The 26,807-nt window shown below is 46.4% G+C and carries 29 protein-coding genes and 1 tRNA gene; 11 read left to right on the top strand and 19 right to left on the bottom strand.

What is annotated here, in order from left to right; translation table 11 throughout:
• The first annotated feature begins 39 nt into the window (after positions 1–39).
• A complete protein-coding gene (locus Q5691_RS00720) occupies positions 40–381 on the top strand; it encodes a DUF760 domain-containing protein (protein ID WP_172187001.1) in 342 nt (113 codons plus the stop codon).
• A gap of 251 nt (positions 382–632) precedes the next feature.
• Positions 633–1,037 carry an 8-oxo-dGTP diphosphatase MutT gene (gene mutT / locus Q5691_RS00725; RefSeq protein ID WP_333214867.1) on the top strand — a complete coding sequence of 135 codons (405 nt, stop codon included), beginning with the start codon at positions 633–635 and terminating at the stop codon, positions 1,035–1,037.
• A gap of 144 nt (positions 1,038–1,181) precedes the next feature.
• Here the strand turns inward: mutT and Q5691_RS00730 are convergent, their stop codons facing one another.
• Positions 1,182–2,420 carry a histidine kinase gene (locus Q5691_RS00730; protein WP_333214868.1) on the bottom strand — a complete coding sequence of 413 codons (1,239 nt, stop codon included), beginning with the start codon at positions 2,418–2,420 and terminating at the stop codon, positions 1,182–1,184.
• 88 nt (positions 2,421–2,508) lie between these two features.
• Between Q5691_RS00730 and Q5691_RS00735 the strand changes: the two genes are divergently transcribed.
• The 3 genes from Q5691_RS00735 to Q5691_RS00745 all read left to right on the top strand — a co-directional run bounded on the left by Q5691_RS00735 (position 2,509) and on the right by Q5691_RS00745 (position 7,013).
• On the top strand, positions 2,509–4,197 hold the full coding sequence (locus tag Q5691_RS00735; protein ID WP_333214870.1) for a DUF2079 domain-containing protein: 1,689 nt from the start codon (positions 2,509–2,511) through the stop codon (positions 4,195–4,197).
• A gap of 250 nt (positions 4,198–4,447) precedes the next feature.
• Positions 4,448–5,635, top strand: a complete 1,188-nt coding sequence (locus Q5691_RS00740) for a glycosyltransferase family 4 protein (protein ID WP_333214872.1) — start codon at positions 4,448–4,450, stop codon at positions 5,633–5,635.
• Between the two features lie 133 nt (positions 5,636–5,768).
• A complete protein-coding gene (locus Q5691_RS00745) occupies positions 5,769–7,013 on the top strand; it encodes an MFS transporter (protein WP_333309292.1) in 1,245 nt (414 codons plus the stop codon).
• Between the two features lie 95 nt (positions 7,014–7,108).
• On the opposite strand, the gene Q5691_RS00750 is transcribed toward Q5691_RS00745, so the two are convergent.
• Positions 7,109–7,182 (bottom strand) — tRNA-Arg (locus Q5691_RS00750).
• A 78-nt stretch (positions 7,183–7,260) separates the two neighbouring features.
• On the opposite strand from Q5691_RS00750, the gene moaC reads away from it, so the two are divergent.
• From moaC to Q5691_RS00765, 3 genes are all read left to right on the top strand, one after another.
• A complete protein-coding gene (gene moaC / locus Q5691_RS00755) occupies positions 7,261–7,782 on the top strand; it encodes a cyclic pyranopterin monophosphate synthase MoaC (RefSeq protein WP_333343727.1) in 522 nt (173 codons plus the stop codon).
• Between the two features lie 88 nt (positions 7,783–7,870).
• The gene (locus Q5691_RS00760; RefSeq protein ID WP_006633890.1) at positions 7,871–8,128 is read left to right on the top strand and encodes a 2TM domain-containing protein; all 258 of its coding nucleotides are present in this window, start codon (positions 7,871–7,873) and stop codon (positions 8,126–8,128) included.
• 64 nt (positions 8,129–8,192) lie between these two features.
• Positions 8,193–8,495, top strand: coding sequence for a DUF3181 family protein (locus Q5691_RS00765; RefSeq protein ID WP_333057367.1), 303 nt, complete (start codon positions 8,193–8,195; stop codon positions 8,493–8,495).
• 74 nt (positions 8,496–8,569) lie between these two features.
• On the opposite strand, the gene murJ is transcribed toward Q5691_RS00765, so the two are convergent.
• Positions 8,570–10,183, bottom strand: a complete 1,614-nt coding sequence (murJ, locus tag Q5691_RS00770) for a murein biosynthesis integral membrane protein MurJ (protein ID WP_333309296.1) — start codon at positions 10,181–10,183, stop codon at positions 8,570–8,572.
• A 429-nt stretch (positions 10,184–10,612) separates the two neighbouring features.
• Between murJ and sfsA the strand changes: the two genes are divergently transcribed.
• Positions 10,613–11,347: a DNA/RNA nuclease SfsA gene (gene sfsA / locus Q5691_RS00775; RefSeq protein ID WP_333037584.1), complete on the top strand. Its 735-nt coding sequence runs from the start codon at positions 10,613–10,615 to the stop codon at positions 11,345–11,347.
• A gap of 9 nt (positions 11,348–11,356) precedes the next feature.
• On the opposite strand, the gene Q5691_RS00780 is transcribed toward sfsA, so the two are convergent.
• From Q5691_RS00780 to Q5691_RS00845, 14 genes are all read right to left on the bottom strand, one after another.
• Positions 11,357–11,584, bottom strand: a complete 228-nt coding sequence (locus Q5691_RS00780) for a hypothetical protein (RefSeq protein WP_333214879.1) — start codon at positions 11,582–11,584, stop codon at positions 11,357–11,359.
• A 99-nt stretch (positions 11,585–11,683) separates the two neighbouring features.
• Positions 11,684–12,964 carry a S8 family serine peptidase gene (locus Q5691_RS00785; protein ID WP_333343728.1) on the bottom strand — a complete coding sequence of 427 codons (1,281 nt, stop codon included), beginning with the start codon at positions 12,962–12,964 and terminating at the stop codon, positions 11,684–11,686.
• Positions 12,965–13,072: 108 nt separating this feature from the next.
• Entirely contained in the window at positions 13,073–13,486 is a 414-nt protein-coding gene (locus Q5691_RS00790; protein WP_333214883.1) for a hypothetical protein, read from the bottom strand.
• 308 nt (positions 13,487–13,794) lie between these two features.
• The gene (locus tag Q5691_RS00795) at positions 13,795–14,142 is read right to left on the bottom strand and encodes a DUF1036 domain-containing protein (protein ID WP_333210206.1); all 348 of its coding nucleotides are present in this window, start codon (positions 14,140–14,142) and stop codon (positions 13,795–13,797) included.
• 41 nt (positions 14,143–14,183) lie between these two features.
• Positions 14,184–14,564 (bottom strand): hypothetical protein, encoded by a 381-nt coding sequence (locus tag Q5691_RS00800; RefSeq protein ID WP_333210208.1) that lies wholly within the window; start codon positions 14,562–14,564, stop codon positions 14,184–14,186.
• A gap of 113 nt (positions 14,565–14,677) precedes the next feature.
• Positions 14,678–15,409, bottom strand: coding sequence for a helix-turn-helix transcriptional regulator (locus tag Q5691_RS00805; protein WP_333230705.1), 732 nt, complete (start codon positions 15,407–15,409; stop codon positions 14,678–14,680).
• 749 nt (positions 15,410–16,158) lie between these two features.
• Positions 16,159–17,694 carry an HlyD family efflux transporter periplasmic adaptor subunit gene (locus Q5691_RS00810; RefSeq protein WP_333343729.1) on the bottom strand — a complete coding sequence of 512 codons (1,536 nt, stop codon included), beginning with the start codon at positions 17,692–17,694 and terminating at the stop codon, positions 16,159–16,161.
• A gap of 130 nt (positions 17,695–17,824) precedes the next feature.
• A complete protein-coding gene (locus Q5691_RS00815) occupies positions 17,825–18,388 on the bottom strand; it encodes a hypothetical protein (protein ID WP_333343730.1) in 564 nt (187 codons plus the stop codon).
• A 226-nt stretch (positions 18,389–18,614) separates the two neighbouring features.
• A complete protein-coding gene (locus Q5691_RS00820; RefSeq protein WP_333343731.1) occupies positions 18,615–18,857 on the bottom strand; it encodes a hypothetical protein in 243 nt (80 codons plus the stop codon).
• Positions 18,858–19,144: 287 nt separating this feature from the next.
• On the bottom strand, positions 19,145–19,300 hold the full coding sequence (locus Q5691_RS00825) for a hypothetical protein (RefSeq protein WP_333343732.1): 156 nt from the start codon (positions 19,298–19,300) through the stop codon (positions 19,145–19,147).
• A 119-nt stretch (positions 19,301–19,419) separates the two neighbouring features.
• Positions 19,420–19,602 carry a hypothetical protein gene (locus tag Q5691_RS00830; protein WP_333343733.1) on the bottom strand — a complete coding sequence of 61 codons (183 nt, stop codon included), beginning with the start codon at positions 19,600–19,602 and terminating at the stop codon, positions 19,420–19,422.
• A 37-nt stretch (positions 19,603–19,639) separates the two neighbouring features.
• Complete coding sequence (locus Q5691_RS00835; RefSeq protein WP_333343734.1) at positions 19,640–19,810, bottom strand: hypothetical protein; 171 nt, start codon at positions 19,808–19,810, stop codon at positions 19,640–19,642.
• A gap of 449 nt (positions 19,811–20,259) precedes the next feature.
• Positions 20,260–20,481, bottom strand: coding sequence for a hypothetical protein (locus tag Q5691_RS00840; protein WP_333343735.1), 222 nt, complete (start codon positions 20,479–20,481; stop codon positions 20,260–20,262).
• A 341-nt stretch (positions 20,482–20,822) separates the two neighbouring features.
• Entirely contained in the window at positions 20,823–21,719 is an 897-nt protein-coding gene (locus tag Q5691_RS00845; RefSeq protein WP_333343736.1) for an AraC family transcriptional regulator, read from the bottom strand.
• A gap of 572 nt (positions 21,720–22,291) precedes the next feature.
• Here Q5691_RS00845 and Q5691_RS00850 point away from each other — a divergent pair.
• Entirely contained in the window at positions 22,292–24,436 is a 2,145-nt protein-coding gene (locus Q5691_RS00850) for a peptidase domain-containing ABC transporter (RefSeq protein ID WP_333343737.1), read from the top strand.
• Positions 24,437–24,513: 77 nt separating this feature from the next.
• Here Q5691_RS00850 and Q5691_RS00855 read toward each other — a convergent pair whose 3' ends face one another.
• Entirely contained in the window at positions 24,514–24,621 is a 108-nt protein-coding gene (locus Q5691_RS00855; RefSeq protein WP_333210223.1) for a PEP-CTERM sorting domain-containing protein, read from the bottom strand.
• Positions 24,622–24,714: 93 nt separating this feature from the next.
• Positions 24,715–25,326: a Uma2 family endonuclease gene (locus Q5691_RS00860; RefSeq protein ID WP_333210224.1), complete on the bottom strand. Its 612-nt coding sequence runs from the start codon at positions 25,324–25,326 to the stop codon at positions 24,715–24,717.
• Between the two features lie 101 nt (positions 25,327–25,427).
• Here Q5691_RS00860 and Q5691_RS00865 point away from each other — a divergent pair, with 101 nt between their 5' ends.
• Positions 25,428–26,747: a 3-isopropylmalate dehydratase large subunit gene (locus Q5691_RS00865; protein ID WP_333210226.1), complete on the top strand. Its 1,320-nt coding sequence runs from the start codon at positions 25,428–25,430 to the stop codon at positions 26,745–26,747.
• Positions 26,748–26,807: the final 60 nt, after the last annotated feature.

The following is a 26,807-nucleotide window of genomic DNA, read 5'->3' on the forward strand; positions in this document are numbered from 1 at the left end:
CGTCTAACATAACAAGCTGTATCTGAAACGGAGGTACTCGTGAGCAACTCATCTAATAAATCCCCAGAATTCTTTGAAGAAGACGGAGAAAATGCCAACTTATTATGGCAATACGTGCAGTCAATGGCTCCCGACACAGTTTCTCAGTTGTCTAAGCCGACTTCTCACGAAGTGTTTCAAGTAATGGAGCGAAATATTGTTGGACTATTGGGGAATTTGCCTTCGGAACACTTCGGGGTGACAGTGACTACCAGTCGCGAACATTTGGGTAGATTGCTCGCCTCAGCTATGATTAGCGGTTATTTTCTCAAAAATGCCGAACAGCGAATGACTTTTGAAAAGTCCATACAAGCCAGTGAGAGACATGGCTCGGACGATTAGTAGATTATTAACATTTAAGTGATCCAAGTGTCAAGCCCCCCCTCGCAAGATGGGGGCTTAATATTTTAGATTTTAGATTTTAGATTTTAGAGGGTTGATTTTAGATTTTAGATTTTAGAGGGTTGATTTTAGATTTTAGATTTTAGAAGGTTGATTTTAGATTTTAGATTTTAGATTAAATAATTGAATAATTATTGATATTATTCTTACATTCCCAATTCCCAATTCCCCATTCCCCATTCCTAATTAATATGTCTGTTTCTCCTGTTGCCCACAAAGTTATCGGCGTTGCTGCAATCTGGAACGATCGCCAACAAATTTTGATTGACAAGCGCCGACAACATGGACTGCACGGGGGTTTCTGGGAGTTTCCGGGCGGAAAAATAGAGCCTGGGGAAACAATCGAAGCTTGCATAGAACGGGAAATTATGGAGGAGTTGGGGATTGTCGTAGAAGTTGGCGATCGCCTGATTACAATTGACCACGACTACACTAAATTTACAGTTAGGCTCTACGTGCACCACTGCCGCTACGTCAGTGGGGAACCGCAAACGATCGAATGCGAGGAAATTCGCTGGGTGACACTCGATGAAATTGACCAATTTACTTTTCCCAAAGCAAACGAACAGATTATTGCTGCACTGCGGAAAAGTTGAGCTGTATACCAGAAATAAGAAGCAATAAGCAATCTTCCGCAAGGGTTTTAGGAATTAAAAACGTCCTAACCGTCGGGCGCGGTTGCTGTAATATCAAATTCGGTTGCTACTGACAACTGACAACTGACAACTGACAGCTAAGTTTTATTTTTGGACGGGCAGAGTAAAGTGAAAACAACTGCCTCTATCGGGTACAGAGTCTACCCAAATTTGACCGTAGTGGGCGCGGATGATGCCTTGACACAGAGACAGCCCAATGCCGTAACCGTCTGTTGATTTATCTCGCTGCAAGCGAAAGCTGTCTTCAAAAATGCTGGCGCAATCTTCTTCAGGAATTCCCGGCCCGCTGTTGCAAATGCTGACTTGAACTTTGTAAGCGGTGCGGTGGAGAATTGAAAGATTAACAGTTCCTTGGTCTGGGGTGTACTTGCTGGCGTTGTCAAGCAGGTTGACTATGACTTGTTTGATGCGATCGGGATCGGCATAAACCAAGGGCAAATCTGCGGGAATGTCTGTTTCTAAGTTCAGACTTTTCGCCTGAAATTTGTCTTGAAACTGCAAGATTACATCTTGACAAATCGCCCCCAGTTCGATTCTTTTTGGTTCAATGTGGAGTTGAGCGTTTGTACCCCGGGCTGCTTGCAGGATATCTGTAATCATACGATCGACAATTCGGATTTGGCGGCGGGCTTGTTTCATCAAATGAGCCGCCAGACTCGGCGTCAAACGCGACTTTTCCCCCTCCTTCACCTTCTGACTTGACTCCAAAGTCTCCAAAGCCAAAGATGCTGCCGTCAAGGGATTACGCAAGTCGTGAGCTAGCATCGCAATAATCCGGTCTTTCAACTGCAACTGCTCTTGCAGGTGTTCTTTTTCCTGTTTGAGGCGAAAAACTTCATCGGAAAGCTGCACAAGTTCGGCCGCGCAAGCAACGGAATAGATGGGTTTTGGGTTATTCAGAGTTTCCGCAAGAGTTGCGGCCGACTGCTGCTGAGCAGCGTATTCTTCTACAGAACGCTTCCACCGGGGCCACCAGTGTTCGAGTTGGGCGATTAAATTGCTGCCGGCGAGAGTTTGTCGCGGATCAGGATGAATTTTGAGCAGCGAGGGAGTGGCTACAAGTTTAAAGTGTTCGGCTAAATCGGGCTGTTCTCCTACGTCGATGATTTGAAGCTCAAAGTCGCACTCTGCCTTCAAATCCTTTAGGGACTTGCGGATGTGTCTGGTCTGTTCCCGGGAAGAGGGACGCTTGTCTACGAACAGCAAAAGCTGTAAAAGCGGTGCGGAATTGGCCGCCTGTTCGAGAGAACAGTCAGTGCCGCTGGTGCCTGGTGTTGGATGGACGCTGTTGAGCTTTTCGATCGGGTGAAAATAATTGAGCATTGCCTAGCCGAGTTATTTCACTTCTACTTTAATTTAATACTTACTTTAGATTTATGCTATTGTCCGATAATTTCATTACGGCGGGCAGATGATATTTTTGAGATGGAAGAAAAATGAGTCGCTGCGGGTGGTGGTTCAAGTGGCGGCCGCCTTTTTTGTGCTGTGCCTGTTGCTGACGCTGCACCGCTACTACAGCTTTTACGCTACTTACGACCAAGGCATTTTCAATCAACTTTTTTGGAACGGCACTCGGGGTCACTTGTTTGAGAGTTCCCTCTCTTCGGCTTTGTCCACTAATGTCGTTCACCAAAATCAGCTCCCGGAAGTATCTTACTACCGGTTGGGGCAGCATTTCACCCCGGCGCTAATGCTGTGGCTGCCAATTTACTCGCTGTTTCCCTCGCCCGTCACTTTGACGGTGTTGCAGGTGACTTTAATTACAGCGGCTGGAGGAGTGCTCTATGCTCTCGCCAGACACTATCTGGAACCGAGGCTGTCGGCGACCATTGTTGTGAGCTATTACTGCGCTAACGCCGTCATCGGCCCGACTTTGGGCAATTTTCACGATATTTGTCAAATGCCGCTGTATGTCTTTGGCTTGCTGCTGGCGATGGAGAAGCGCTGGTGGCCGCTGTTTGGGATTCTGGCAACTTTAATTTTGGCCGTGCGAGAAGATGGGGGAGTTGTTTTATTTGGCGTCGGAGTTTACCTGATTTTGAGCCGGCGCTACCCGAGGACTGGTTTAGCAGTCTGCATACTCAGTTTTGGTTATATGATCGTCCTGACCAATCTGATTATGCCTTTGTTTTCTGCTGATATATCCCAGCGGTTTATGATGGAGCGCTTCGGTCAATATGCCGATGGAGATGAAGCTTCTACTCTAGAAATTATTTGGGGAATGGTGAGCAATCCCTGGCGGTTGGTGGCTCAGTTATTTACGCCGTTTTTTGGTAAGATTAGATACCTGCTTGGCCAGTGGTTGCCATTAGCTTTGGTTCCTGCTTTCGCGCCTGCGTCTTGGATGATAGCTGGATTTCCGCTGCTGAAGCTATTTTTAGCGAAAGGAGAGTCGGTGCTGGCGATTAATATTCGCTATGCGATGACTGTGGTTCCAGGGCTTTTTTATGGGGCGATTCTGTGGTGGGCCCAGCGTCAAAAGGAAGAAGATAGAATGGTGAAAGAGGAAAGAATGTTTTTGCGTTTTCCTTCTGCTTTATTTCCTCTGCCTTCTTCTTCAAATTTTCGCCGCTTTTGGGGGTTTTGCATCTGTTTGTCGCTATTTTTTACCTTCACTTCTAACCCAAATCGGACTTTTTCTTTGATTTTGCCCGATGCGATCGATCCTTGGGTGCAGGTTCCTCTTGTCAGACAATGGCAGCACGTTTTGCAAGTGCGGCCGCTGTTGGCTCAAATTCCTGCTGATGCTAGCGTGGCAGCGACGAATACTATTGTGCCGATTTTGTCAAGCAGGCGGGAAATTCTCAGGTTTCCGATGTTTGAACTCCGCAATGATGCGGGGAAGGCAGTGAAGATGCAATATGTAATTGCCGATTTGTGGCAGTTGCAGCAGTATCAGGCTGCGTTTCGCGGGGAACGGGGACAGTTGCGGGAGATCGTACCAGCGATCGATCGAATGTCCAAATCAGGAGAGTACGGAATTGTTGGCTTTGAAGACGGCGCGATTTTGATGCGTCAGGGTGCTGTTTCTAATTCTGCATCTGCTGCTGCTTGGACCCGTTTTCGGCGCGAATTGGAGCCGATTTTGAAGAAACGCTAAGCGGGTAGACGCGATCGCCATTGCTTCCCTCAGTGGCTCAAATCTTGAGGAAACCTGTTTTTTTCAGGTAATGGCGATCGAGCAATTTCATGCAAAAACCAGATTTAGGCATGATTTTCTGTCTTTGTTGCTGCCAAAAGTCAGGCATTGGGCATCAACTTACGCTTAACTTAAATTTAAGGGTGATAATTATACAATAAATCTGTTAATCCTAAACATTAAGTTATATAAATTATTTGGAGGGAGAAAGATGAAAATTTTGGTTTTGGCATGGGAGTTCCCTCCCAGAATCGTAGGCGGTATCGCCCGCCACGTATCGGAACTATATCCAGAATTGGTGAAGCTGGGGCACGACATTCACTTAATTACAGTAGAGTTCGGCCATGCGCCGATGTACGAAGTGGTAGAAGGAATACGTGTGCATCGGGTGGTTGTGGGGCACGCCAAGGACTTTTTTCACTGGGTGGCGAACCTCAACCAAAGCATGGGCCACCAAGGCGGAAAACTGATGCTTGAGGAAGGCCCCTTTGATATCATCCACGCTCACGATTGGTTAGTGGGAGATGCGGCGATCGCCCTGAAGCATACCTTTAAAGTACCGCTAATTGCCACCATCCACGCCACCGAATACGGGCGCTTCAACGGCATCCACAATGAAGGGCAGCGCTACATTCACACCAAGGAAAACGACCTCGCTTACAACGCTTGGCGAGTAATTGTTTGCAGTGATTATATGCGGCGGGAAGCCGAACGGGTACTATCGACTCCGTGGAATAAAATAGAGGTAATTTACAACGGAATTAGACCAGATAAAAAGCCCCGCTGGCACGAATTTGACGCGATGGGTTTCCGTCGCCAGTTTGCTGCTGATGATGAGAAAATTGTCTATTATGTAGGAAGAATTAGCTATGAAAAAGGCATAGGTGTATTTCTAAATGCTGCACCTAAAATAATTTGGGAAATGGGGGGTAAAGCGAAAATAGTAATTGTTGGCGGCGGCAATACAGACCATCTCAAACATTTAGCTTGGCATTTAGGAATTTGGAATAAGTGTTATTTTACTGGGTTCATGTTTGAGGAACATCTGGACAAATTCCAGACGGTGGCTGACTGCGCGGTTTTTCCCAGTCTTTACGAACCTTTTGGGATTGTAGCGTTAGAAAGCTTTGCTGCAAGAGTGCCTGTGGTCGTTTCGGATGCGGGCGGACTTCCAGAGGTGGTGTTGCACACTAAAACTGGCGTTGTTACTGAGGCAAACAATCGGGATTCTTTGGCATGGGGAATTTTGGAGGTATTGAAAAATCCGGGTTACGCACAGTGGTTGGTTGACAATGCTTATCAGGATTTGGAACGCCGGTTTAGTTGGCCGAAGTTGGCAATAGAAACCGAGTGGGTTTATGAACGGGTGGTGGGGGAAAGGGCTGAGGTTGATTGGTAAGAATGCTGACTGTTGACGGTGAGTAGAATATCAAGTTTTTTTGTTGCAAATATTAAGGAATTGTAACACAATGATATATATACACTCGACCTCAGCTTGAGCGCACTCAGAAGATTTAAAGGGAATTAGCATCTTGAATATTTTTAGGGACATCGATCCCCAACCCAGACGCAGCTTGCTGACTTTATTCACCGCAGGGCTGCTATTCTGGTCAAGTTTGGCTTCGCTGCTGCCAACTTTGCCGCTGTACGTTCAATTTGTGGGAGGCACAAAACAGCAAATTGGCTTTGTGATGGGTGCATTTGCGATCGGACTTTTGCTATCGAGGCCACCGTTGGGTAAAATAGCCGACAGCAGGGGGCGAAAACAAGTTTTGCTTCTAGGTGCGTCAGTCGCTGCGATCGCCCCTTTGGGCTACCTGTTAGCTCAATCTATCCCCTTACTGTTACTTATTCGCGTTTTTCACGGCATTAGTATCGCCGCTTTTACTACAGCTTATAGCGCTTTGGTAACAGATTTATCGCCGCCAGGAAAGCGGGGCGAATTAATCGGTAACATGAGCTTGGTGAATCCTATTGGTTTAGCAGTTGGGCCGGCTATTGGCGGATTTGTGCAAGCTTGGGTTGGTTATACTCCTTTGTTTGCGATGTCCGCGGCTTTCGCTGCAATGGCTGTATTTTTTACCTGCAAAATTGCGGAACCTAATTTTGCAGATTTAACAAAATCGGACTCGCTATCTGAGGACAAAAATAGCCAAAAATACTGGAAAATGCTCTGGAATCCGAGAGTGCGGATTCCGGCTTTAGTGTTATTGGTAGTTGGTTTAGTATTTGGAACTTTGAGCACTTTTATGCCTTTGTTTATCCAAGAAACCAAGGCTAATTTGAATCCTGGATTATTTTATTCTACCGCGGCTATCGCCAGTTTCGGTATACGGTTAATCACGGGACGGGCTTCGGACAAATACGGTCGCGGCTTGTTTATTTCTGGCGGCTTAATCTGTTATGCCGTATCGATGTTATTGTTGTATTTTGCTAACAACAGCAGTGCTTTTTTAATAGCAGCTTTGGTTGAAGGTTGCGCCGGCGGTACTGTTTTACCGATGATGGTAACGCTGATGTCGGACAGGTGCGAACCTCATGAAAGGGGTCGCTTATTTTCGTTGTGTATTGGCGGATTTGATTTAGGAATTGCGATTGCTGGCCCGACTTTAGGCTTTGTTGCTGAACAAGTTGGCTACAGAAATATGTTTGGTTTTGCTGCTGGCCTTGCTGGCTTGGCTTTGCTGGTTTTTATTACTCAGTCTAGCAAGGGCTTGTCTAATTCGATGAAGTTTGCGATCGGTCGAGGCAAAGATATTTATGCTTTGAATCAGTAAACGTACCAAATTAAAAAAGTTATGAGTTTTAAGTGGTGAGTTGGATTAATTTCTTAATTCAAAACTCAAAACTCAAAATTCATAACTTTTAGTAGTGGGCTTGGAGGGATTCGAACCCCCGACCTCATGGTTCGTAGCCATGCACTCTATCCAACTAAGCTACAAGCCCCTGTTGAGTTAAGATTTAATCTAAAGTTGATTAAGTTCTTTTCTCACAGAATCTAACATTAACACCATTACCAAAATAATGCAAGACCTTTCGCAAACTTTTTCTAAATTGCCCGATCGCACACAGCTAACTCACCTCGACAACAGCGGGGAAGCCCAAATGGTGGACGTTTCAGCGAAGGTGGCGACTGTGCGGCAAGCTGTGGCGGCTGCCAGGGTGCGGATGTTACCGGAGACGTTTGCGGCGATTGAAGCGGGGAATGCGCCGAAAGGCGATGTGTTGGGTACTGCAAGGCTGGCTGGAATTATGGCGGCGAAACAGACTGCACATTTGATTCCTCTGTGTCACCCTCTGCCGCTGAGTAGCGTGGAGGTGCAGGTGATGCCGGATGCTGGGTTGCCGGGGTATCAAATTCGGGCGACGGTGAAAATTAAGGCGGAAACTGGGGTGGAAATGGAGGCGCTGACGGCGGTTTCGGTGGCAGCGCTGACTTTGTATGATATGGCGAAAGGATTGGAAAAGTCGATCGCCATTGAGTCGATTCGCCTGGTGAGTAAAAGTGGCGGCAAGTCTGGAGACTATGAAAATGTAGAGGCATAAGTTTCCTGCCGAAAGAGGGATGCAGCATTCAAAAAGCTGCACTTATGATTAAAATAGGCACTGAACTACTAATATCAAGTGAAAAACTATGCCTCCTCGTTGGCCCCGCAAACCCGATCGCAATGATCCAGAGTACCGTCGCTTAGATGACCGGATGAATTTTGCTATCCACGTCGGTCTTTTTTCTGCTACCAATTCTGGTTTGTGGTTTGTTCACAATTTGCAAAAGGCTGATTGGCCTTGGGCAATTTCGGTAACGGGTGGATGGGCTCTAGTAGTTTTGGCCCACGCGATTTACCATTTTGCGATCGCCGATTATTCGCCCCTCACCAAAGATTCTGGCTGAAGGCAGTTGGCGACGATTTGTTAAGTCTTTCGATTGATAACAAATAACTTTCGGCTTTTTTGATATGGCTAATACTACACAGGCGATCGAATCCTTAGCAGCCGAAATCGGCGAAAATGTCTACATTGATATTGCCAAGTGGCATTTGTATCTCAATGATGCTCACCTGCATACCGTTGTTGCCCAACAACTTTATTCGATGCTGGAAGATGGCGATTTAGATGCTGACAAAGTTGGACAAGTTTTGCAAGGAATTCCAGTCAAGTTGGGCGGCGGCAAGCGGGAAGTGCCACTGGCAGATTTAATTCCGATGCAGTGTCAAGTTCAATTGATGGATGTTCTTGAGGAATTTCAGCGGAAGATGTAAAGAAAAGGGCGGGTTTTGTAAGGAGATTGTGGGCGTTGTGTCTGGTATTTCGCCCTTAACCCGCCCCGACAATTTTATTTGCGAAAACGTCCCCGAATGCGATCGACAAACATATCAACTTCCGGCAACTTCATTTGACTGACAAACAGGGCAAAAACCCCTAACCCTACAAAACTTGCCACACTCAACTGCACTAATTGAATTACCAAACCTTCAGTACCCAAAACTCTTTGACAGCCTTGCAGAGTAGCCAAGGTAACGAAAGCAGTTAGACAACTGCCAGAAGTTAACCCCAGAAAAGGTAAACTCCACTGCCCCCAAGGCAGACCACCCAGCTTTTTATCTAAAAAGTACAAAAGCATAATCATCGAAATAAGATTCACTCCCACCGTCGCCAAAACTAATCCGGGCGCGCCAAAGGCTCCTACCAACAAATAATCCAAAAGAGCGTTTAAAAAGATATTGATAATACTGATGCGAAAAGGCGTTTCTCCGTCTCCCAAAGCGTAAAATACCCGTACCACAACGTCGCGTCCTAAGTACACAAACATTCCAATACTGTAAGCCATCAATATCGGCGTGACAAACTCCGAGGCTGACCGATCAAAAGCATAGCGTTCGTAAACCACGCGGACGATCGGCCCGGCAAGTGTTACCATTAAAGCGCTCAGGGGCAGCATCGTCAGGGCCGTCAAAATTAAAGATTGACGAATTCGATCTTTTAATTCCGGCCAATCTCTCGGATCGGTGAGGCGAGAAAATATGGGTAGAAATGGCACTAAAATTACATTAGAAATAATGCCTAAAGGCGTCATAACTAACAAGCCACTGTAACCCAAAGCAGAGGCAGCTTGAGGGATGTAGGATGCGAAAAATAGGTCAGTATAAACATTAATTTGTAGCATTCCTGATGATAAGGTCGCAGGAACCATCACCTTAATTACTTCTTGCACTCCCGGTCGTTTAAAATTAAACCGCAAGCGCAATGTTCCCAAGCCGGCGCGCCACTGCGCCGCTAGTTGCACTAACCACTGCAAAACTGCGCCCGCTAAAGTTCCCCAAGCTAACACTAAGCCGCCAATTAGTGCGTATTCTGGCTGAATAATTTTGTTTCCGAGTTGCAGTGCGAGAATCCCTAAACCGCTGACAAGTGCAACGCTAGAAAATAAAGGACTAATCGAAGGCAACCAGTACATATCGGCAGCGTTGAGAGTGCCGAAACCAATGCCGATTAAGCCTGAAAGTAACGCCATCGGCGCCATAATCCGAAATTGCTGGACGGCAATTGCTTTGATTTGTAAACCTTCTGCTGTCCTATTTAATCCCGGTGCCACCAAATCGATCGCCGGATCTGCAAAAATAATTAAAGCGACTGTTACCAACAGCAATATGCCCCCGACTAAGGTGGTGATAGTCTCGACTAAGGGTGCTGCTTCTTTTTTATCCCGGCGAGCTAAAACACTGACTATGGCGCTGTGAAATGGCCCATTAATCCCTCCCAGCAAAATAAATAAGAAACCAGGGATGACGTAGGCGTAGTTGTAGGCATCGACGGCGACACCGACTCCAAAGGCTGCGGCGATCGCAATTTGGCGCACCAATCCAAAGACTTTGCTAATTAGAGTGGCGACTGCGACAATGCCGGCAATCCCTGCGAGGGAACGAGAGGGCTTCTGTAATTGGGACACAAATGGTTACAAACGCTAGTGCTAAAAGGATTCACTTATTTTAATCGCGAATCGGGAGAATCATATCATGAACTCATAAAACTTCTAGGGGGAATTGCGCTGATACCAATTTTATCGATATTACTGACTTGCGGCAATTCAATAATCGATCGGGACTATGCGTCCTAACTACAAACCGCCGTTTCGTGCTATGATGCGTCAATCTAAAATCTACAATATACAATCTACTCTCTAAAAATGATGAAACAAATGAGTTGAGAAAAGCAGATAAATAACATAATAGTTGATAACGTATGATCGATTGTGTTAGCTCCCAGACTTATTTAAAAAGTGCGAACCCAGGTATTCGGTTATAGGTATAATCTACAATCTTCAATCGAGAATCTAAAATCTAAAATCTAAAATCTAAAATCTAAAATCTAAAATCGAATGACTGGCTTAATTTACAAATATCCTCCTCTTTTACCCGGAATTCTCATTAAACGTTACAAGCGATTTTTTGCAGAAATTGAACTAGATTCGGGAGAAATAATCACCGCGCACTGTCCGAATACTGGCCCGATGACTGGTGTTTACATTCCGGGCAATCCAGTGCTAGTATCTCCCAGCGACAATCCCAAACGCAAGTTAGCTTATACTTGGGAATTAATTAAAGTTTGCGACACTGTGCCAACTTGGGTGGGAGTTAATACTGGGCTGCCAAATCGAGTAGTTAAATTAGCTTTGGAATTGAAATTGTTTCCAGAGTTGGGCAATTACAGTTTAATTCAACCGGAGGTTGTTTACGGCACTGATAAAAAAAGTAGAGTGGATTTTTGGCTAACTGGTGAGGAAAAACCGATTTTTCTGGAAGTGAAAAATACAACTTGGGTAAAAGAGGAGTTAGCTTTATTTCCCGATACAGTGACGGAGAGGGGACAAAAGCATTTGAGAGAATTGATAGAAGTGGTGCGGCAGGGTTCGAGGGCTGTAATGCTGTATTTTATTAATCGCGGGGATTGTACGGATTTTGCTCCGGGGGATAGTGCCGATCGCCTTTACGGAGAATTGTTCAGACAGGCGATTAGTGAAGGTGTAGAGATTTTGCCCTGTCGCTTTGATGTGACACCGGAAGGCATTCGCTATTTGGGGTTAGCAAAACTCGATCTACTAACCCCTAAATGATTGATTAGTTTAAATTGCCTGCATTTCTCGATCGATTTCGACACTAGCCACGCCCGGTACGCTCTTTAGTCCTTCTAGCTTCGATTGAGAAACTTCTCCAGTAATGATGCCAGTAACAGTTAGCACCTGCTCCACTTTCATTCCCGCCGATTCTAAGGCAGTGACAACCGATTGAATTACCGATATGTTTTGGTCGTCAACAGTCACTATGATGCGCTGTACTTGTTCGTCAGACATATTTAGCATCCTTTGGAGCAAATCCATTGCGGTATTGTAAATTGTCTTCTGTTAAATCCCCGCAGCACTTTAAGCCTGCGGAGATTTGGATATTCTTCATTACGGAGCTTCTACTAAGCCACTTCCGACACGAGTATTTGGCAACGGTAGCGCCATAGCATAGGCAGTCAGCAATTGCCAAAGTTCAGCACCTCGTTTACCAGTCGATTCGGCATACAGGGCCGCGATGCCCGCTACGTGAGGTGTAGCCATGCTAGTGCCATTGTAAGCAGCATAACGCCCTTTATTCATAGGCACTGATGAGTATACTTTCACTCCTGGAGCGGCGATATCAACTTTAGTTCCTTGAATTAGCTCAGAGGTAGCCGAGAAGTCAGCCACTTGGACGCAGTTATCGATCGCTGCAACAGCCATAATCGACGGGCTATTGGCTGGTTGTCCGACGGTTCCTCCGGTTCGTCCGTTATTGCCTGCGGCTGCCACGATCAGACACCCATTTTGCAGTGCTCGGCGGCCGACAGTTTCGTAAGCAGTAGACGGTGTTCGAGTGGTGTTTCCTAAAGACATCGAGATCACTTGACACCCATTAACGATCGCCCATTCCATCCCAGCCAGAATCCAGGCACCAGCGCCACTACCGGCATTGCTCAACACTTTACCGACATAAATGGTCGATTTGTGAGCGATCCCGTACCTGCGGCCGTTAAGATCCTTGAACCCGCAGGCTGTCCCGATGCAGTGGGTACCATGACTGTTGCCATCTTGTACGTCCTCCCCTGGTACGAAAGATTGCGATACGATCGATCGACCTGCGAAGTCGGGATGTAATAGATCCATCCCCGTATCCAGCACCGCAACTTTGATTCCATTACCAGTCAACAGAGACTTCATCGCCTTCGTTGCCTTCAGACCCCAAGTAAACTCGGTATCATCAGCAAAACATTCTTGTTTCTGGATGTCTGCTACCTCTGTATTAGTGGCTTTGTCGTACAGGTTATCCACCGCATCGCGATAGCCCCGCAGGTAGTCTGCCGACAACCCATCGCCAATCACGTAGAAGGTGCTCTCCGGCTCGATCGCCAGAATAGCCGAATCCTCTCCCGCTGAGGTCATAATGCTGCTGAAAGCCCCTTCGTCTAAGGAAACAACGGCCACGCCGAGAGTAGGAAACACCGCTCCCCCTGCTGCTGCAATTTGGCTCAAGTCTAGAGCAGAGTCGGGGAAATCGGCAGCATTTGCCAGGCCTCTGATGCCAGTTTGGTCGCTCAGGAGGTCTAATCCTTCTATCACTGCATCTTCGCGGAAAGTAATAATGTAACGCCCTGTTGTTTCATCGGCTTGGGCAGTTTCTGGGATGGGAAAACTAGGTTGTTCAGACATAAAATACCTCTAATTTAGTGTTAGATAATGCGTTGAGTTGGCAAAGAGATTTATGGAATTCCCAGGCTGTGACTTGTCAAGAAACAGCCCTGTATTTAATCCATGCTTCTAAGGGTTGAATACGAAATAGTCAGCATAGAGCCGAATCAGGCTGTGTTCCCACTCGATGTTGACCCAAATCTTGACTACACCATTTTGTGGGGAAACGTTATGGAGAGTATATCGAGCCTCACCGATCTTCTTTCCAGCCGTGGTATTTGGAGAAACACCTTCGCCGATCGCAACGAAGACGAGAGAGTTGGGTGTGATTAACCCCCAATTAAGAGGCAAGATGTGCTGTCCTTTCTTGAATCCCCAGTCATGGCGATAAGCGTAGCCATTACCAAACAATATTGCGGGCGAAGCTCCATCTTGAGGCGCGCCCAGTTGACGCACCTCTTCAAGGTTAGCCTCTTGGCTTTCCTGAATTGTGGGAAGCTCTAGCTGAGAATTCGATACAAAAATTTCTGTGCTAGAAGACATAGTTTGTTTCCTTGTTATTTAACGTTAATGGCAAGTAGTTTCTCACTATATGCCGAAGCTGAATAACTGCTTTCTATCTCATAATTATCCAAATTAATTTGGCAAGCAATACGACGATCCGCGTATATGATTATGAAGATATTGCAACAAGTTACGTAACTGTTACGATTCCTATTAGACTTCTCCATAAAAGGCAGTCTTGAACAGGTAGGATGCCTGTTCCACAATGATTATTGGAGAGGTCTACTTGGATAGATTGGTCAAGTTAAATTTAGAATAAAAATTTAACTTGACAACGCCACTGAGAATTATGCTGTCAAATTCAGCGTAAAATTGTCGTAACTGTTAATATCAAGCAACCGGAAGCCTACATTAGTTGCCTGCGTGCTGCTTGTCCACTCACACCAGTCAAATGCTTGTGGAGGGACAGGCCTTACGTAAGGCCCTGACCAATTTGCTCCGTTATCGGCCTCGGCATAGTAGCAGTAGTAGCGATTCAGACTACGCAAACTACCCCCATATACCACTTTGCATTCGCCAGGATTGAGCCGCCACCAACCTTTTTTTGCCCAATCCCCACCATCTGGGCAGTTGGGACGATAGTACATAATAGCTACCCAAACACCAGATGTATATTTGTTGCAAATTGTGAGCATATTCCACCTCTTACAATGAGTAATTGCCAATGAATACGGTTCTATTTCCCTGTGTTGGAACGGGTAAATTCAGGTAAAACTTCTTTGTTTTCCACAGAGAACATTGATGATGCACGTAGGGTGTGAAGCAATGTTTGGTTTTCGATGCCCGGTTTAGCATCTGATTGCCCTTCGCGAGCTGTCGAATCTTGTTTCAGGGCACCGACATCAACAAAATCGACTGTTGCATCTTCTTGGCTTTTTTGAGGTAAAACTTCTTTGTTTTCCACAGAGAAGATTGATGATGCGCGTAGCGTGTGAAGCACTGTTTCATTTTCGATGCCCGGTTTAGCATCTGATTGACCTTCGCGAGCAGCCCCATCCTGTTTCTGAACACCGAAATCGACAAAATCGACCGTTGCGTCTACATTATTGGTTTCCATTTTTACCTCCGTAGTGGATTTTTGTTTGGCACAGGTTACAGGCTCCGTGTAGCGTTTGATCTCATATTCTTCTACATAAAGTTGGGCAACAATACGACGATCCGCGTATAGGATTATGAAGATATTGCAACAAATTCCCCGCTGAACAACCCCAATTTTTCCAGAGCAACCATCACAGCAGCCGTCCGGGTTTGTACGCTTAGTTTCCCGTAAAGATGCTCCAGATGTTTTCGGACTGTTCCTTCACGGCAACCAAGAATTTTAGCAATTTGGGCATTACTTTTATCTTTGGCAATCCAGAAGAGAACCTCTGCCTCCCGTTGGGTAAGTCCTAACAATGTCAGACCACAAATAGATAATCCTTGCAGTTCTTGTTCCTCTAACAACAAGAGATATTGCTCTCCAATGGGATCGGGAACCAGACGGACGCTCAACTGTTTTCCGGCTTGCTGAATGTACAATGGTAAACAGCTAGATGGAATATCGCCGTTGAATGTAAGTCGCGATATCTGTTGGTTGAACCAATGTTGTAATAGTTCTGGCAATGAGTGCGGGGCGCGGGATAAAAAATACTGGTTCAACAGTTGTTCGGCGCGTTGAGTCATGAATTGCACCTGCCCTGCAATCTCCACAACTATCGCCCCTACCCGATCCAAGATTTGCTTAACTAATACCTTAATGAAATTATCTGACTCTGTGTTAGTGCGATCGCCTAAAACTTCGAGAGTATAATTTTGGTAGCAATTTTCGTAACTTTTGGCCTCAGCTTTTGCTGCTGGGAATTTATCAATACCTTCAGATGTCAACATAACTGCGCGCTGACGTTTTGGTGTCTGTGAATTCATGGGAAATATCTCCATTGGCATACAGGGTGAGAATGACGAAACCAGATACCCTTGCGGTGGGGGTATCTAGCTCATTTCACTCTTGTTCAGGTCTACAACTGTAGAAATGCACTCTGAATTTTTTTGACAGTCCCTGATTTAAATTGCTTTTCTTAAGTAATCACTAACAATAACAGTCACTAGCTGTTAGTTACCAGTCGCATAATCGAGTGACTTGCAGAAATTTTATTTTTGTGTTAATCCAAGTAGAGGCTATTGTAGAGATTAGTGGCGAAAAAGAAAGTGACAGTCAATCGATTTTAGATTTTAGATTTTAGATTTTAGATTGAAGAAAGCGACCCCAGGGATTTATCCGGGGGCTTGTACACTGGTTGTTTTCGGTCAGGACAAAATTTTACTATTAAATTCGCCAAAGATAAATTTATACAGGGGAGACGATCGCACTTATGGAAAAAATGCGATCGCTGCCAACACCTAGCCCTGTAAAAAAAACCTAGCTGTTTCTTAATCTGGAAGGCAAACCAGCCTAATCGGCCAATAGCAAGGGCAACAATATTGCTAGGTTATGGCGCTGCTTCGAGAATGCTGAGTGCGTTGATGCAGGTTGCTTTTCCAAACCTGATTTGACTGGTGAATCGGCCAACTTGAAGATAGGTAAAAATGCCGTGCGTACCAGTATAGCAAATCGCCCTAAGAAGGGCGCGGTGAATTACGTCATGAAATATACTAATTGGTGATGGTAAAGTTGGTTAAACATCAGCGAGCATCCTGGCTTTTCTGAGAATAAATGTAAGTACGGTTTCTTGTCGAGAAATAATGTCTGCTGTAACTTCCATTCCGGCTTGAATATGATACTGACAGCACTGTTGATCAGCAGATTGACTAATAGCCCGATCGCGCTTGACTAAATAAGTTCTTTGGGGTATAACAGTCACTTCATAGTAAGGCGGACTGTTATTTTCACCAGCAATGGCATCGGGTGCGATCGCGCTAACTTTCGCTTCTAGTACCCCGTAGTCGGGATAGGGATAGGCAGAAATCCGCAGGATAGATGTTTGACCGATCGCAATTTTACCAATATCAGGAGCGGCGACGCGAGCTTTGACGACAATCGCAGCATTAGCGGGAGCAATTTGAGCGATTGCCGCACCGAGTTGTGCAGTTTGTCCGGGATTTCGCAGATTCAGTTTGAGAATGGTGCCGTCTACGGGAGAACGAACGACACTTTTTGCAAGTTCGGTATCAATTTGTTTGAGCTCTTGGCGATCGCGATTGATTTGATTTTCGATGTCAGCGCGATTCTGAATCGAAACTAATTGTTCTTTTTTCAACGCTGCCAAAGCTGCTTCACCCTTGGCTTTTTCTTGAGCAATTCGCTGTTGGGCGATCGCCACGGGTGCACCACTGGGATTCAAGGCAGCTTCAACAACTTTCAATTTAGCTGCGGACACTTCAACAGCTTGTTGCTGCCTGTCAACGGTTTTTCTTTGGCTTTCAACTGCTTTTTTTTGCGCTTCTACGGCGGCTTTTTGCCCTGCTACGGCTTGTTCTTGCTGCTGTGCGGCAAGTTTCGTCTCCTCCAATAAATCCAGCGAAATAGCGCCTGTTTCTTGGATTGACTGATAGCGATCGCGCTTAGAAACGGCTGCTTTTAAATTTGCCTGGGCTGCCTTTAAATTTGCTGCGGCTGTTTGCAAGGAAGCCTGTTCTTTTTGCAATTCCGGCAGCGATTTTTCCCATTCCGACTGAGCTAATTGTAAATTAGCTTTGGCCGCTTCAACTTCAGCCAGCGAGGTAATTTGCCGTTCTCCATAGTCCCGCTGGCTGCGGCTTAAATCAGCTTGGGCAGAGGCAACTGCGCCTTCCATGGCCTGGGTTTCCGCTGCTAGGCGATCGTCTAAAGCGCTAATTTGAGCAGCAATTTGACGCAGTTGCAGTTGGTTTTGCTGGATATTTCCTTGCAGTTGGCTTTGTTTAGTTAAAAGTTGGGAAGAGTCGATCAGGGCGATCGTATCTCCTTGTTTGACAGCCTGATTTTCTTTGACTTGAATGCTTTTAACCGTGCCTGCTGTCGCCGCTTCTACAATGCGAATTTCACCAGCAGGACGGACGGTAGCGGGAACTCGGACGGTAACATTATATTTAGCGACAGCAGCAAGGGCGATCGCACCGCCAAAAGTTGCCAACAAAAATAATCCGCCCGCCGTTATCCAGCGGCTGATGGGCGGCAAGAATTCATCGGGTTTCGCAGTACGGAGAAAGTCAAAAGAAGAGTCATTAGTCATTAGTCATTAGTCATTAGTCATTAGTTAGTGGTTCGTGGCTTTCCAATAACGTCATGCCACCCACGCTTGCGGTTTCTCCAAGTGCAAGCGTGGGCGGCGTGGAGACTCATGAGTTTATTTTTGATGCTACTTAAGGTTCTTGAGGAGGAATAAAGTCTATACCGCCAAATGCCGGGTCTTGATTTATGTTATTCCGCCTCATAGTCACGACAAAAAAGTAGAGCCTAAAATCCCCAAATTGGTGAGTTTGTCTAACAAAAAAAGATGTATTGACTCTCAAGTTGCTAGGGTTAGAATTAGAACCCCACGCTGTACCAACTGCTATGGAGCTGCCAGCGTTGCTATTGCGGTAAAAAAGGTGCGTCGTAATTTCAGCCAGATTTCCTGTACCATCCGTATCCCGGTAATAGACGCGATACCCTGTCAAATCGTTGTCGTTTGATGGGTTGGATACTGTTAACCTGTTGATTGGCAGCGGGCAGAAAAATCTTACTGTTCCTGTGGCATTATCATTGAAAATAAAAGCGCCGTTCACCATCCTGACCCTTGCGTCCGCAGTGTCACTTTCCGGGCGACAAGCACTAGCAGGAATAGTTGTTGCTAGAACATCTTGGTCATTGGCTACAGCGGCCCTAGGAAAGCTAAAAAGCGCCGCGATCGCTGTAAGAAATATGAGACATTTTAATTGCATCATAATCACCTCGTGCAGATATATCCCTGACAAATTGAATTTTTATCCTGTCTTGATTGCTAAGCGTTCATTGAAGGGCGAAAGGATAAACGGATAAATATTAAACTTATCCACCACATATCCCGATCGCCCTCAAACAGGACTTACGCACCCACTCTATACGTAGGGCAGTCTTCGGCCCACCTTGCCCCACAAATAGTGTAGAAATTACTCCATTGCGTAAGTCCTATTAAGCTACTCCTTTATTTTTGATTTCTACGCAAACAATCTCGCCTTTATTATCATCCCAACACACAAAATCGACATCATGCCGCGTGCGTGTAGTCGTAGCCCTCAGCGAAAGATTAGCTGAGTAGGTTCCTCCTGAGAATAATTCTTCCTTTTGTTCGTCTAACGGTACTGTGATTTCTCCCAAGAAAACAGTATCCAAGATGGACTTCGATAAATTATTGACTGGTGTTTTCGTAAACATTGTTGGTCTCCTTGATGTTATTTAACTAAATGAATTGGCGAAGAATAGAGCGCGGATATTAGCAGACAGCGCTGCCAATCCCATTGATTGCAAGTTTTTAGACCGCATACCGCGTTTTTTATTGGGTTCGGTACTCACATCTATTGGCAGAACATCCGAAAATTGACTAACGCTGGTAACTTGACCGCCTGCGATTAAATTGGCTTCTGGATCTGAAATATCCTGAAGTTCGCGATCGCTCAGCCAAGGACTCTAATTAAGCATTTCCAAGCCTCCTGTTACAATTACTATTGTTTTGCCTTGTTGGCTTGATTAAGAAAAGAAGGGAGAGCGATCGCACGTAAAGTCGCTAAATCAGCCCCGAACTCCTCTTGGAGACGCTGTAGCACCTGTAATTTCCCACCCGATATCGATTCTTGCTCGTGTTCGTTTAAATCCATCATTAGCGTATGTATTTTTTAACATCCAACACTGATTTTGATGAATTTTTAGTTTGGTGTTTGCGAAACATTTTTCTCCTCCCGAGTTTTCAAACAGACAAATTATGGGAGATGCGATCGCGCTAAGCAAAGGGATTGGCGAAGAGCAATACCAATGCTTGCACGGGCGTAAGGCTTAAGTGTAGAACAATCCTATCGCCTTCAGGTTGAATGGCTCCTCCCTGTAAAGCTTCTGCTTCGCGATCGCTTAGTTCCAAGCAATTTGAAGGATTTAATGTTTGGTTGTTTAATGTTTTTCGTTTCATCTTTCAACTCCTTAGCAGTGGCAGTGCCTTAGTAGAATTACAAAAAATAACCTGCATTCACATGGGGTTTATGTCTTTTAAATTGCTCCTTGCCACCACCTGACAATAGTTCCTCAGCTTGTTCGTCCAGTGTGATGACGAGTTTTTGGAGTGGCAGAGAATTCAATTTAGGTTGTGCTGCTTTTTTGATGAGAGACTGATAAGACATTGGTTTAGCTCCTCTATTTGCACGTTATTGCTATGAGTTGAGATTCCCGACTTATTATAGAAGTTGGGAATCTCGGCTGGAAAAATCATTGAGAACTGCCTGTTTAACTCCTGCATCTGCTTTGCTCTTCACCGATAGAAGGCACAGCCAGTACATGAGCGATCGCTATTAGGCAAATTGGGGAGAGTTGTCAAAGAGCATCACTCTAAGGAACACCGCGCTGTGGGTATCTACAAGTCGTACCACCGTCTAGTCTGCGTCGGCACCAACCAGTCCCAAAAACTGGATCTTCATTCCTCCAAATCAATTTTCCTCCTACATAAGATGAAGATTCCTCTAAGGACAAATTATTCCAAAGATGGTGAGATTTAGAGAGTTTAATTTGATTTGAAGATTGATCTTGAGATTTGAACAAATTAAGCATGGTTACTTAACCTCCTTGTAGGAATTTATGAAGCAGAACGGAATCCCAAAAGCAGCAAACCATCTATGATGGTTTCGGAGGATCGCGGCGTTCGGGTGACATCACCGAAACGAATACTCCAGGCCAGGCATCCCTCTACCTGTGCACCGCCAGAAATTGTTGCTGAGGTTTTTTCGTCCAGTTCATGCCAAAGGGTTGCTTCCATGTTTGTTTGGGTTTTTTCCATGTTTGTTTGGGTTTTTTCCATCTTTGTTTCCTCAAACTATTTAGCTTTTATTCCACAACCATTTCCGCAGTTACTAACACCGATCTTGACCAGAAGTGGGAGGTAACATATCGTTGGGACCCCAACAACCTGAAACTGCTGTTGGTCCCCTGTAAGGTCTAGAGTTTTGGCCGCCACAAATTCTTTCTTATTCGCGATCGCTCAGTTCTCACTGCACAAGTGACGATTGAAAAGATTGTAACTTCTTATTTAAGGGCTTACGAAACATATCATGGCTCCTTTGCTAGTTAATTAGTTAGTTTGATAGTGGCACGCACTGGAAGAAGAATCTTGCACGATATTGCTGTTTTTGCACAATCTTGCTATGACTTGAGCAAAGTCTTGGGAGTCACTCCTGTCAAGCGTTTGAAGTGGCGATTGAGATGACTTTGATGAGAAAAGCCGCAGGCGATCGCAATTTCCGACAAACTCATATTTCCCTGCAACAGCAATTGTTTTGCCCGTTCTACCCGCTGTTGAATCACGTATTGGTGCGGACTGATACCAACAGATTGTTTGAAAGCGCGGGAAAAGTGGTAGGGACTGAGTTGGGCGATCGCCGCCAGTTCATCTACACTGAATTGCCGTTCTAAATAATCGTTGATATAGTCTTGAACCCACCTCAATTTGTGCGGACACATTGCCCATTTGCCGTTGATTTTACGCTCCCCTTGCGTCGTCGAATAATGCCGCAATAAATGTACGGCAAGTGCGTTCGCCATTGTCTCTGCATAAAGCCGGCTGCCCCCGCCATCTGATTGCGCTTCTGCCTTGAGTGCCAGTCCAATTTGCTGGATTAACGGATCTTGAAATGCCATCGGACACAATAACTCAACTTGCTCGGTATTAAATAACTCCAGTGCGCTGCGAACTATGAATTCGCGATCGAGATTGAGAGAGAGTAAATTCATTTCATCGTGCCAGCGAAGTTCGTGAGGTAAATTGAACGGACAAAGACCGAGTGCACCTGGAAATACTTGCTTGGTTTCCCACTTACCGTCAATCTTGCGTTCCATCTGGAAACTCTGTCCGATGTTGATGCCGATCTGGTAGGAGCCGATCGCATATTCTGGAGTTTCAAACGGAGGCTGGCGGTGGTATTCTAAACTGATGCCAGTCCAAATTGCGCGATCGTTCTTGATGATTGGCAACTGAGGAAATATCTGGGGAAAGTGGTTTTCTTGATTTGAATCGACAAAAAGAACTTTACTTTCAGACATGATTTTCTGTACCCCGCTACAAAACTATCTTTCTGTTTGATAGTTAGAAATTACGTAAAAACAGCCTTCCAACACTATTGGTAGCGATAAGGTGCGGTGTGTTTCGCCCTACAGAGAGAGTTTATGCGTAAGTCCTAATAGTGAAACTTTACGGTTTATTTAATTTTACGTTTGATAGGGCGATAGGCGACTAAAATCTCTGAATATACATAGAACTGAAATGCTAGTCAAGAGCCGGCAGGGTGCCTCACCCCATTGGTGTCAACTTAAGCCTAAAATCTTTGATAGATTTCGCTTATAGCCGAGTCTAGATCCCCCTAAATCCCCCTTAAGAAGGGGGACTTTGATAAAACTCTTGTCCCCCCCTTCTTAAGGGGGGCTAGGGGGGATCGAACCCTAATAGTCAAACAGCAGACCGGTACTACGTTTGACATTAAGTTGACACTAATGGCCTCACCCTACTCCCCAAAATAGTTTTTGGAGATGTCTAATCATCAAGCGTTCTAGGCGCAAAAGACCCAGAAAAACGAAAAATCAACAGAGGAAATAAGCCTGTAAGCTTCTAACTTGTTATGAAATATCCGATCGTTCTCCAACACAGCGAAGAAGACTGCGGTGCCGCGTGTCTCGCCACCGTTGCCAAATCCTGCGGGCGCACGTTGGCCATCAACCGCGTCCGCGAAGCCGTCGGTACCGGACAATTAGGCACAACGCTGCTGGGATTGCGCCGCGGGGCAGAAGCTTTGGGATTTAACGCCCGTTCCGTCAAAGCGACACCCGAATTGATCGATCGCCTCAACGAAGCCCCGCTGCCCGCGATCATTCACTGGAAAGGCGTTCACTGGGTTGTCCTCTACGGCCGCCGGGGCAAAAAGTATGTAGTTGCCGATCCCGGTGCAGGCCTGCGCTACCTCACCCGCGAGGCACTCACAGAGTCTTGGAACAATGGAGTGATGCTGCTGCTAGTGCCGGACGAGAACCGTTTTTACGCACTGCCAAATGACCGAATAGGGGGATTTGGGCGCTTTTTGCAGCGCGTCTGGCACTACCGCGGCTTAGTTGCCGAAGTTTTGCCGCTGAACATGGCGATCGGCCTGCTTTCTCTGGCTTTCCCGCTGCTGATTCAGGTACTCACCGACGACGTATTGGTGCGGAGAGACACGGAACTGCTAATTACGATCGCGATCGCCACCGCCGCCACACTCCTCTTCAGCAGCCTCCTAAGCCTAGTTCAGGCGAATCTAGTAGCTCACTTAGCTCAACGTTTGGAACTAGGACTCGCACTCGAATTCGGCCGCCAAATCCTGCGGCTTCCTCTCAGCTACTACGAATCGCACCGCAGCGGCGAAATTGTCAGCCGCCTGCGGGACATCCGGGAAATCAATCTCCTAGTCTCCCAGGTAGTAACCAGCCTGCCCAGCCAATTCTTCATCGCCCTAGTATCCCTGGGATTTATGCTGGTCTATAGCTGGCAACTGACTGTCGCTGCCGTCGCCGTCTCGTTTTTCACAACTCTGTCAGCCCTAATCTTCCTGCCAGCCCTGCAACAGAAAACCCGCGACGTTTTGGTCACAGATGCGGAAAACCAAGGCCTGTTAGTTGAGAATTTCAAAGGCGCCCTGACTTTAAAAACCAACAATGCCGCGCCTCAAGCTTGGGAAGAAGTGCAAAGTCGCTTCGGTCATCTGGCAAATGCCACCTTCGGCTTGTTACAAATCAGCATCCTCAATAGCGTCTTCTCTACTCTGGCCTCCGGCGTCGGTTCCCTTGCCGTCCTCTGTTTTGGCAGCATTCTGGTAATTCGCCAAGAACTCACCGTCGGTCAACTGCTGGCATTCAACGGCATGAACCGCAACTTCACCGCCCTAATTAGCACCGCCATCAACTTGACGGACGAGTTCGCCCGCGCTCAAACTGCTACCCAGCGTCTCGGCGACATCATCGACACCGCGCCAGAAATGGGGGAGAACGCCCCGCGCGATCGTGCCGACATTCCCGCTGATGCCGATATTACTTGCAAAAACCTCAACTTCCACCACATCGGCCGCGTGGATTTGCTGAAAGACTTTTCCCTAACAATTCCCGGCGGCAAGGTGACAGCTTTGATTGGCAAATCCGGCTGCGGCAAAAGTACGCTAGCAAAACTGCTTGCCGGTTTGTATGCACTGCAATCCGGCAATATCCGCTTCGGACAGTACAATCAATCCGATTTGTCCCTAGAATGCCTGCGCGAACAAGTCGTGCTCGTGCCGCAGGAAGCTCACTTTTGGAGCCGATCGATTGTCGAGAATTTCCGCTTTTGTTACCCTAGCGCGACTTTAGAACAAATAGTAAAAGCTTGCCAAATTGCCGGTGCCGACGATTTTGTCAGCGGACTTCCCGACACGTATCAGACTGTTTTGGGCGAGTTTGGCGCGAATCTTTCTGGCGGACAAAGGCAAAGATTGGCGATCGCCCGCGCCCTTGTCACCGAACCGCCTGTGTTGATTTTAGATGAATCTACAGGAACCCTCGATCCCGCAACTGAAACTGAAGTGCTCGATCGATTATTAGCCGATCGTCAGGGCAAAACGACAATTTTAATCAGCCACCGTCCCCGAGTCATTCAGCGGGCTGATGTGATTGTACTGCTCGATCGGGGTGAACTCAAACTAACTGGAACTCCCGAAGAGTTGAGCCAAATTCCAGGAGAACATTTAAATTTTTTATATCCATAATTATAGCATCCGACTTCGCGTCTTCGCGGTTCGTTATAACACCCAAGCGTGATCGGCAATCGGGTCTGGTAAAACTATCATTTAATTAAGAGCGATCGCCTCTTAATTTTGACGACCAACAATCCCAATCCTGCAACAATCATGGCAGCAATGGTGCTGGGTTCTGCCACTGCTCCGGCAATCATGAAAGAATTGCTCCCCAAAGCGCGAGATCCCTGAGAACTGCTATAGACGAGCCGCCAAATGTTGGCAACATCACTGCGATTGCCTCTTATAGTTCAATCGGTAAATAATGGAACTTCCAGCACAAATCCAGGTAAAACATCTTCTCCAGAAAGTTGTGTTGGTAAAGAGCGAACCTCTTTTGGTTGTCCCTGTCGATAAATTTCTACCTGCTGATTTTGTGGATTAAACAACCAACCCAACCGCACCCCACTTTGTAGGTATTCCATCATTTTATCTTGCAAGGTTTGCAGATTGTCCGATCGCGATTCCCTACGGGATAGCTTCGCTTCACGCAGTTCAATGACAAAATCCGGCGCTATGGGGGGAAATTTCTGTCGTTGTTCTGGAGTGAGTGCTCCCCAGCGAGACAATTCCACCCATGCTACATCAGGAGAGCGAGATCCTCCACTGGGCAATTTGAATAGCGTGGAAGAACTAAACACCTTACCTAGTTGGGTTTCGCGATTCCAAATATAAACCTCACCGCCGAGATCCATCTCGCGACTACCCCTATCACCGCCAACTGGAGACATAACAATTAATCTTCCTTCAGCATCGCGCTCGATCGTCAATTCAGGATTGCTGAGACAGAGTTGATAAAACTGCTCATCGGTAAATTGAACGCGATCGAGATTAACTTTTAGGGGTAACGTCAGCAAGGTCATAGTCCTTACTCCCGATTTTTGAGACCTGATAATTTCAATTTTAATAGAATGTTTCGCTTACAATACACTTGTAGCATCTAATAAAAAACAGCGATCGCACTATGGGAATGACTCTGACCGAAAAAATATTAGCCAAAGCATCAGGCCGCACTAAAGTCGAGCCCGGAGAAAATATCTGGGTAGAAACAGACGTGTTGATGACCCACGATGTCTGCGGGCCCGGCACCATCGGCGTTTTCAAACGCGAATTCGGTGAGAATGCTAAAGTCTGGAACCCAGACAAAATCGTCCTCATTCCCGACCACTACATTTTCACCAACGACGAACGCGCTAACCGCAACGTCGATATTCTCCGCGATTTTGCCGCCGAACAAGGGATAAAATACTTTTACGACATCACGGATCGATCGGACTTCAAAGCAAATCCCGACTACAAAGGAGTTTGCCACATCGCCTTAGCACAAGAAGGCCACACCAGACCGGGCGAAGTGCTGTTCGGCACCGATTCCCACACCTGCAATGCCGGCGCTTTCGGACAATTTGCCACCGGTATCGGGAATACAGACGCGGCTTTTATCATGGGAACCGGCAAACTGTTAATCAAAGTTCCCGCAACCATGCGCTTTGTGTTCAACGGCGAACTGCCGGATTATTTGTTAGCAAAAGACCTAATTTTGCAGATTATTGGTGATATTAGCGTGGCCGGTGCTAACTACCGGACGATGGAATTTGCGGGCGATACAGTTGAGCGTTTGACGATGGAAGAACGGATGACGCTGTGCAATATGGTGATTGAAGCTGGTGGTAAAAACGGCACGGTTGCGCCAGACAAAACTACGTTTGATTACGTTACTTCGCGGACTGACAAACCCTTCGATTCATTTTACAGCGATGGGGATGCTAAATTTTATAGCGATCGCACCTACGATGTCAGCAAATTAGAACCAGTCGTCGCCAAACCCCACTCTCCCGACAACCGCGACTTAGCCCGCAACTGCCGCGATGTCAAGATCGATCGAGTTTACATCGGTTCCTGCACCGGTGGCAAAACCTCCGACTTCCTGAATGCCGCCCGCATTCTCAAAGGAAATCAAGTCAAAGTTCCGACTTATTTAGTACCAGCAACTCAGAAAGTTTACGAAGATTTGTTTGTCACAAAATACGATGGTCAAACGCTTTCGGAAATCTTCTTAGCTGCCGGTTGCATCGAACCTGCTGCCCCTTCTTGCGCCGCTTGTTTGGGCGGCCCGAAAGATACTTTTGGGCGGATGAATGAACCCGAAATTTGTGTATCTACAACTAACCGCAATTTCCCCGGCCGGATGGGAAATAAAGAAGCGCAAGTTTATCTAGCTTCGCCTTACACGGCCGCCGCTTCGGCGCTGACTGGGCACGTCACAGATCCGCGCGAATTCCTATAAGGTAGGGGCAATCCCCCCGTGGTTGCGCCCATATCGGGGGTAGGCACTCTTGGCACTACC

The organism is Microcoleus sp. w1-18aA5 (assembly GCF_036701705.1).
In the GTDB taxonomy this organism is placed as follows: Bacteria; Cyanobacteriota; Cyanobacteriia; order Cyanobacteriales; family Microcoleaceae; genus Microcoleus.

Coding starts and splice junctions, on each gene's coding strand:
- mutT (WP_333214867.1), top strand. CDS start 633: ATGTCTGTTTCTCCTGTTGCCCACAAAGTTATCGGCGTTGCTGCAATC.
- Q5691_RS00730 (WP_333214868.1), bottom strand. CDS start 2,420: ATGCTCAATTATTTTCACCCGATCGAAAAGCTCAACAGCGTCCATCCA.
- Q5691_RS00735 (WP_333214870.1), top strand. CDS start 2,509: ATGATATTTTTGAGATGGAAGAAAAATGAGTCGCTGCGGGTGGTGGTT.
- Q5691_RS00740 (WP_333214872.1), top strand. CDS start 4,448: ATGAAAATTTTGGTTTTGGCATGGGAGTTCCCTCCCAGAATCGTAGGC.
- moaC (WP_333343727.1), top strand. CDS start 7,261: ATGCAAGACCTTTCGCAAACTTTTTCTAAATTGCCCGATCGCACACAG.
- Q5691_RS00760 (WP_006633890.1), top strand. CDS start 7,871: ATGCCTCCTCGTTGGCCCCGCAAACCCGATCGCAATGATCCAGAGTAC.
- Q5691_RS00765 (WP_333057367.1), top strand. CDS start 8,193: ATGGCTAATACTACACAGGCGATCGAATCCTTAGCAGCCGAAATCGGC.
- sfsA (WP_333037584.1), top strand. CDS start 10,613: ATGACTGGCTTAATTTACAAATATCCTCCTCTTTTACCCGGAATTCTC.
- Q5691_RS00780 (WP_333214879.1), bottom strand. CDS start 11,584: ATGTCTGACGAACAAGTACAGCGCATCATAGTGACTGTTGACGACCAA.
- Q5691_RS00785 (WP_333343728.1), bottom strand. CDS start 12,964: ATGTCTGAACAACCTAGTTTTCCCATCCCAGAAACTGCCCAAGCCGAT.
- Q5691_RS00790 (WP_333214883.1), bottom strand. CDS start 13,486: ATGTCTTCTAGCACAGAAATTTTTGTATCGAATTCTCAGCTAGAGCTT.
- Q5691_RS00795 (WP_333210206.1), bottom strand. CDS start 14,142: ATGCTCACAATTTGCAACAAATATACATCTGGTGTTTGGGTAGCTATT.
- Q5691_RS00800 (WP_333210208.1), bottom strand. CDS start 14,564: ATGGAAACCAATAATGTAGACGCAACGGTCGATTTTGTCGATTTCGGT.
- Q5691_RS00805 (WP_333230705.1), bottom strand. CDS start 15,409: ATGAATTCACAGACACCAAAACGTCAGCGCGCAGTTATGTTGACATCT.
- Q5691_RS00810 (WP_333343729.1), bottom strand. CDS start 17,694: ATGACTAATGACTCTTCTTTTGACTTTCTCCGTACTGCGAAACCCGAT.
- Q5691_RS00815 (WP_333343730.1), bottom strand. CDS start 18,388: ATGATGCAATTAAAATGTCTCATATTTCTTACAGCGATCGCGGCGCTT.
- Q5691_RS00820 (WP_333343731.1), bottom strand. CDS start 18,857: ATGTTTACGAAAACACCAGTCAATAATTTATCGAAGTCCATCTTGGAT.
- Q5691_RS00825 (WP_333343732.1), bottom strand. CDS start 19,300: ATGATGGATTTAAACGAACACGAGCAAGAATCGATATCGGGTGGGAAA.
- Q5691_RS00830 (WP_333343733.1), bottom strand. CDS start 19,602: ATGAAACGAAAAACATTAAACAACCAAACATTAAATCCTTCAAATTGC.
- Q5691_RS00835 (WP_333343734.1), bottom strand. CDS start 19,810: ATGTCTTATCAGTCTCTCATCAAAAAAGCAGCACAACCTAAATTGAAT.
- Q5691_RS00840 (WP_333343735.1), bottom strand. CDS start 20,481: ATGGAAAAAACCCAAACAAACATGGAAAAAACCCAAACAAACATGGAA.
- Q5691_RS00845 (WP_333343736.1), bottom strand. CDS start 21,719: ATGTCTGAAAGTAAAGTTCTTTTTGTCGATTCAAATCAAGAAAACCAC.
- Q5691_RS00850 (WP_333343737.1), top strand. CDS start 22,292: ATGAAATATCCGATCGTTCTCCAACACAGCGAAGAAGACTGCGGTGCC.
- Q5691_RS00855 (WP_333210223.1), bottom strand. CDS start 24,621: ATGATTGCCGGAGCAGTGGCAGAACCCAGCACCATTGCTGCCATGATT.
- Q5691_RS00860 (WP_333210224.1), bottom strand. CDS start 25,326: ATGACCTTGCTGACGTTACCCCTAAAAGTTAATCTCGATCGCGTTCAA.
- Q5691_RS00865 (WP_333210226.1), top strand. CDS start 25,428: ATGGGAATGACTCTGACCGAAAAAATATTAGCCAAAGCATCAGGCCGC.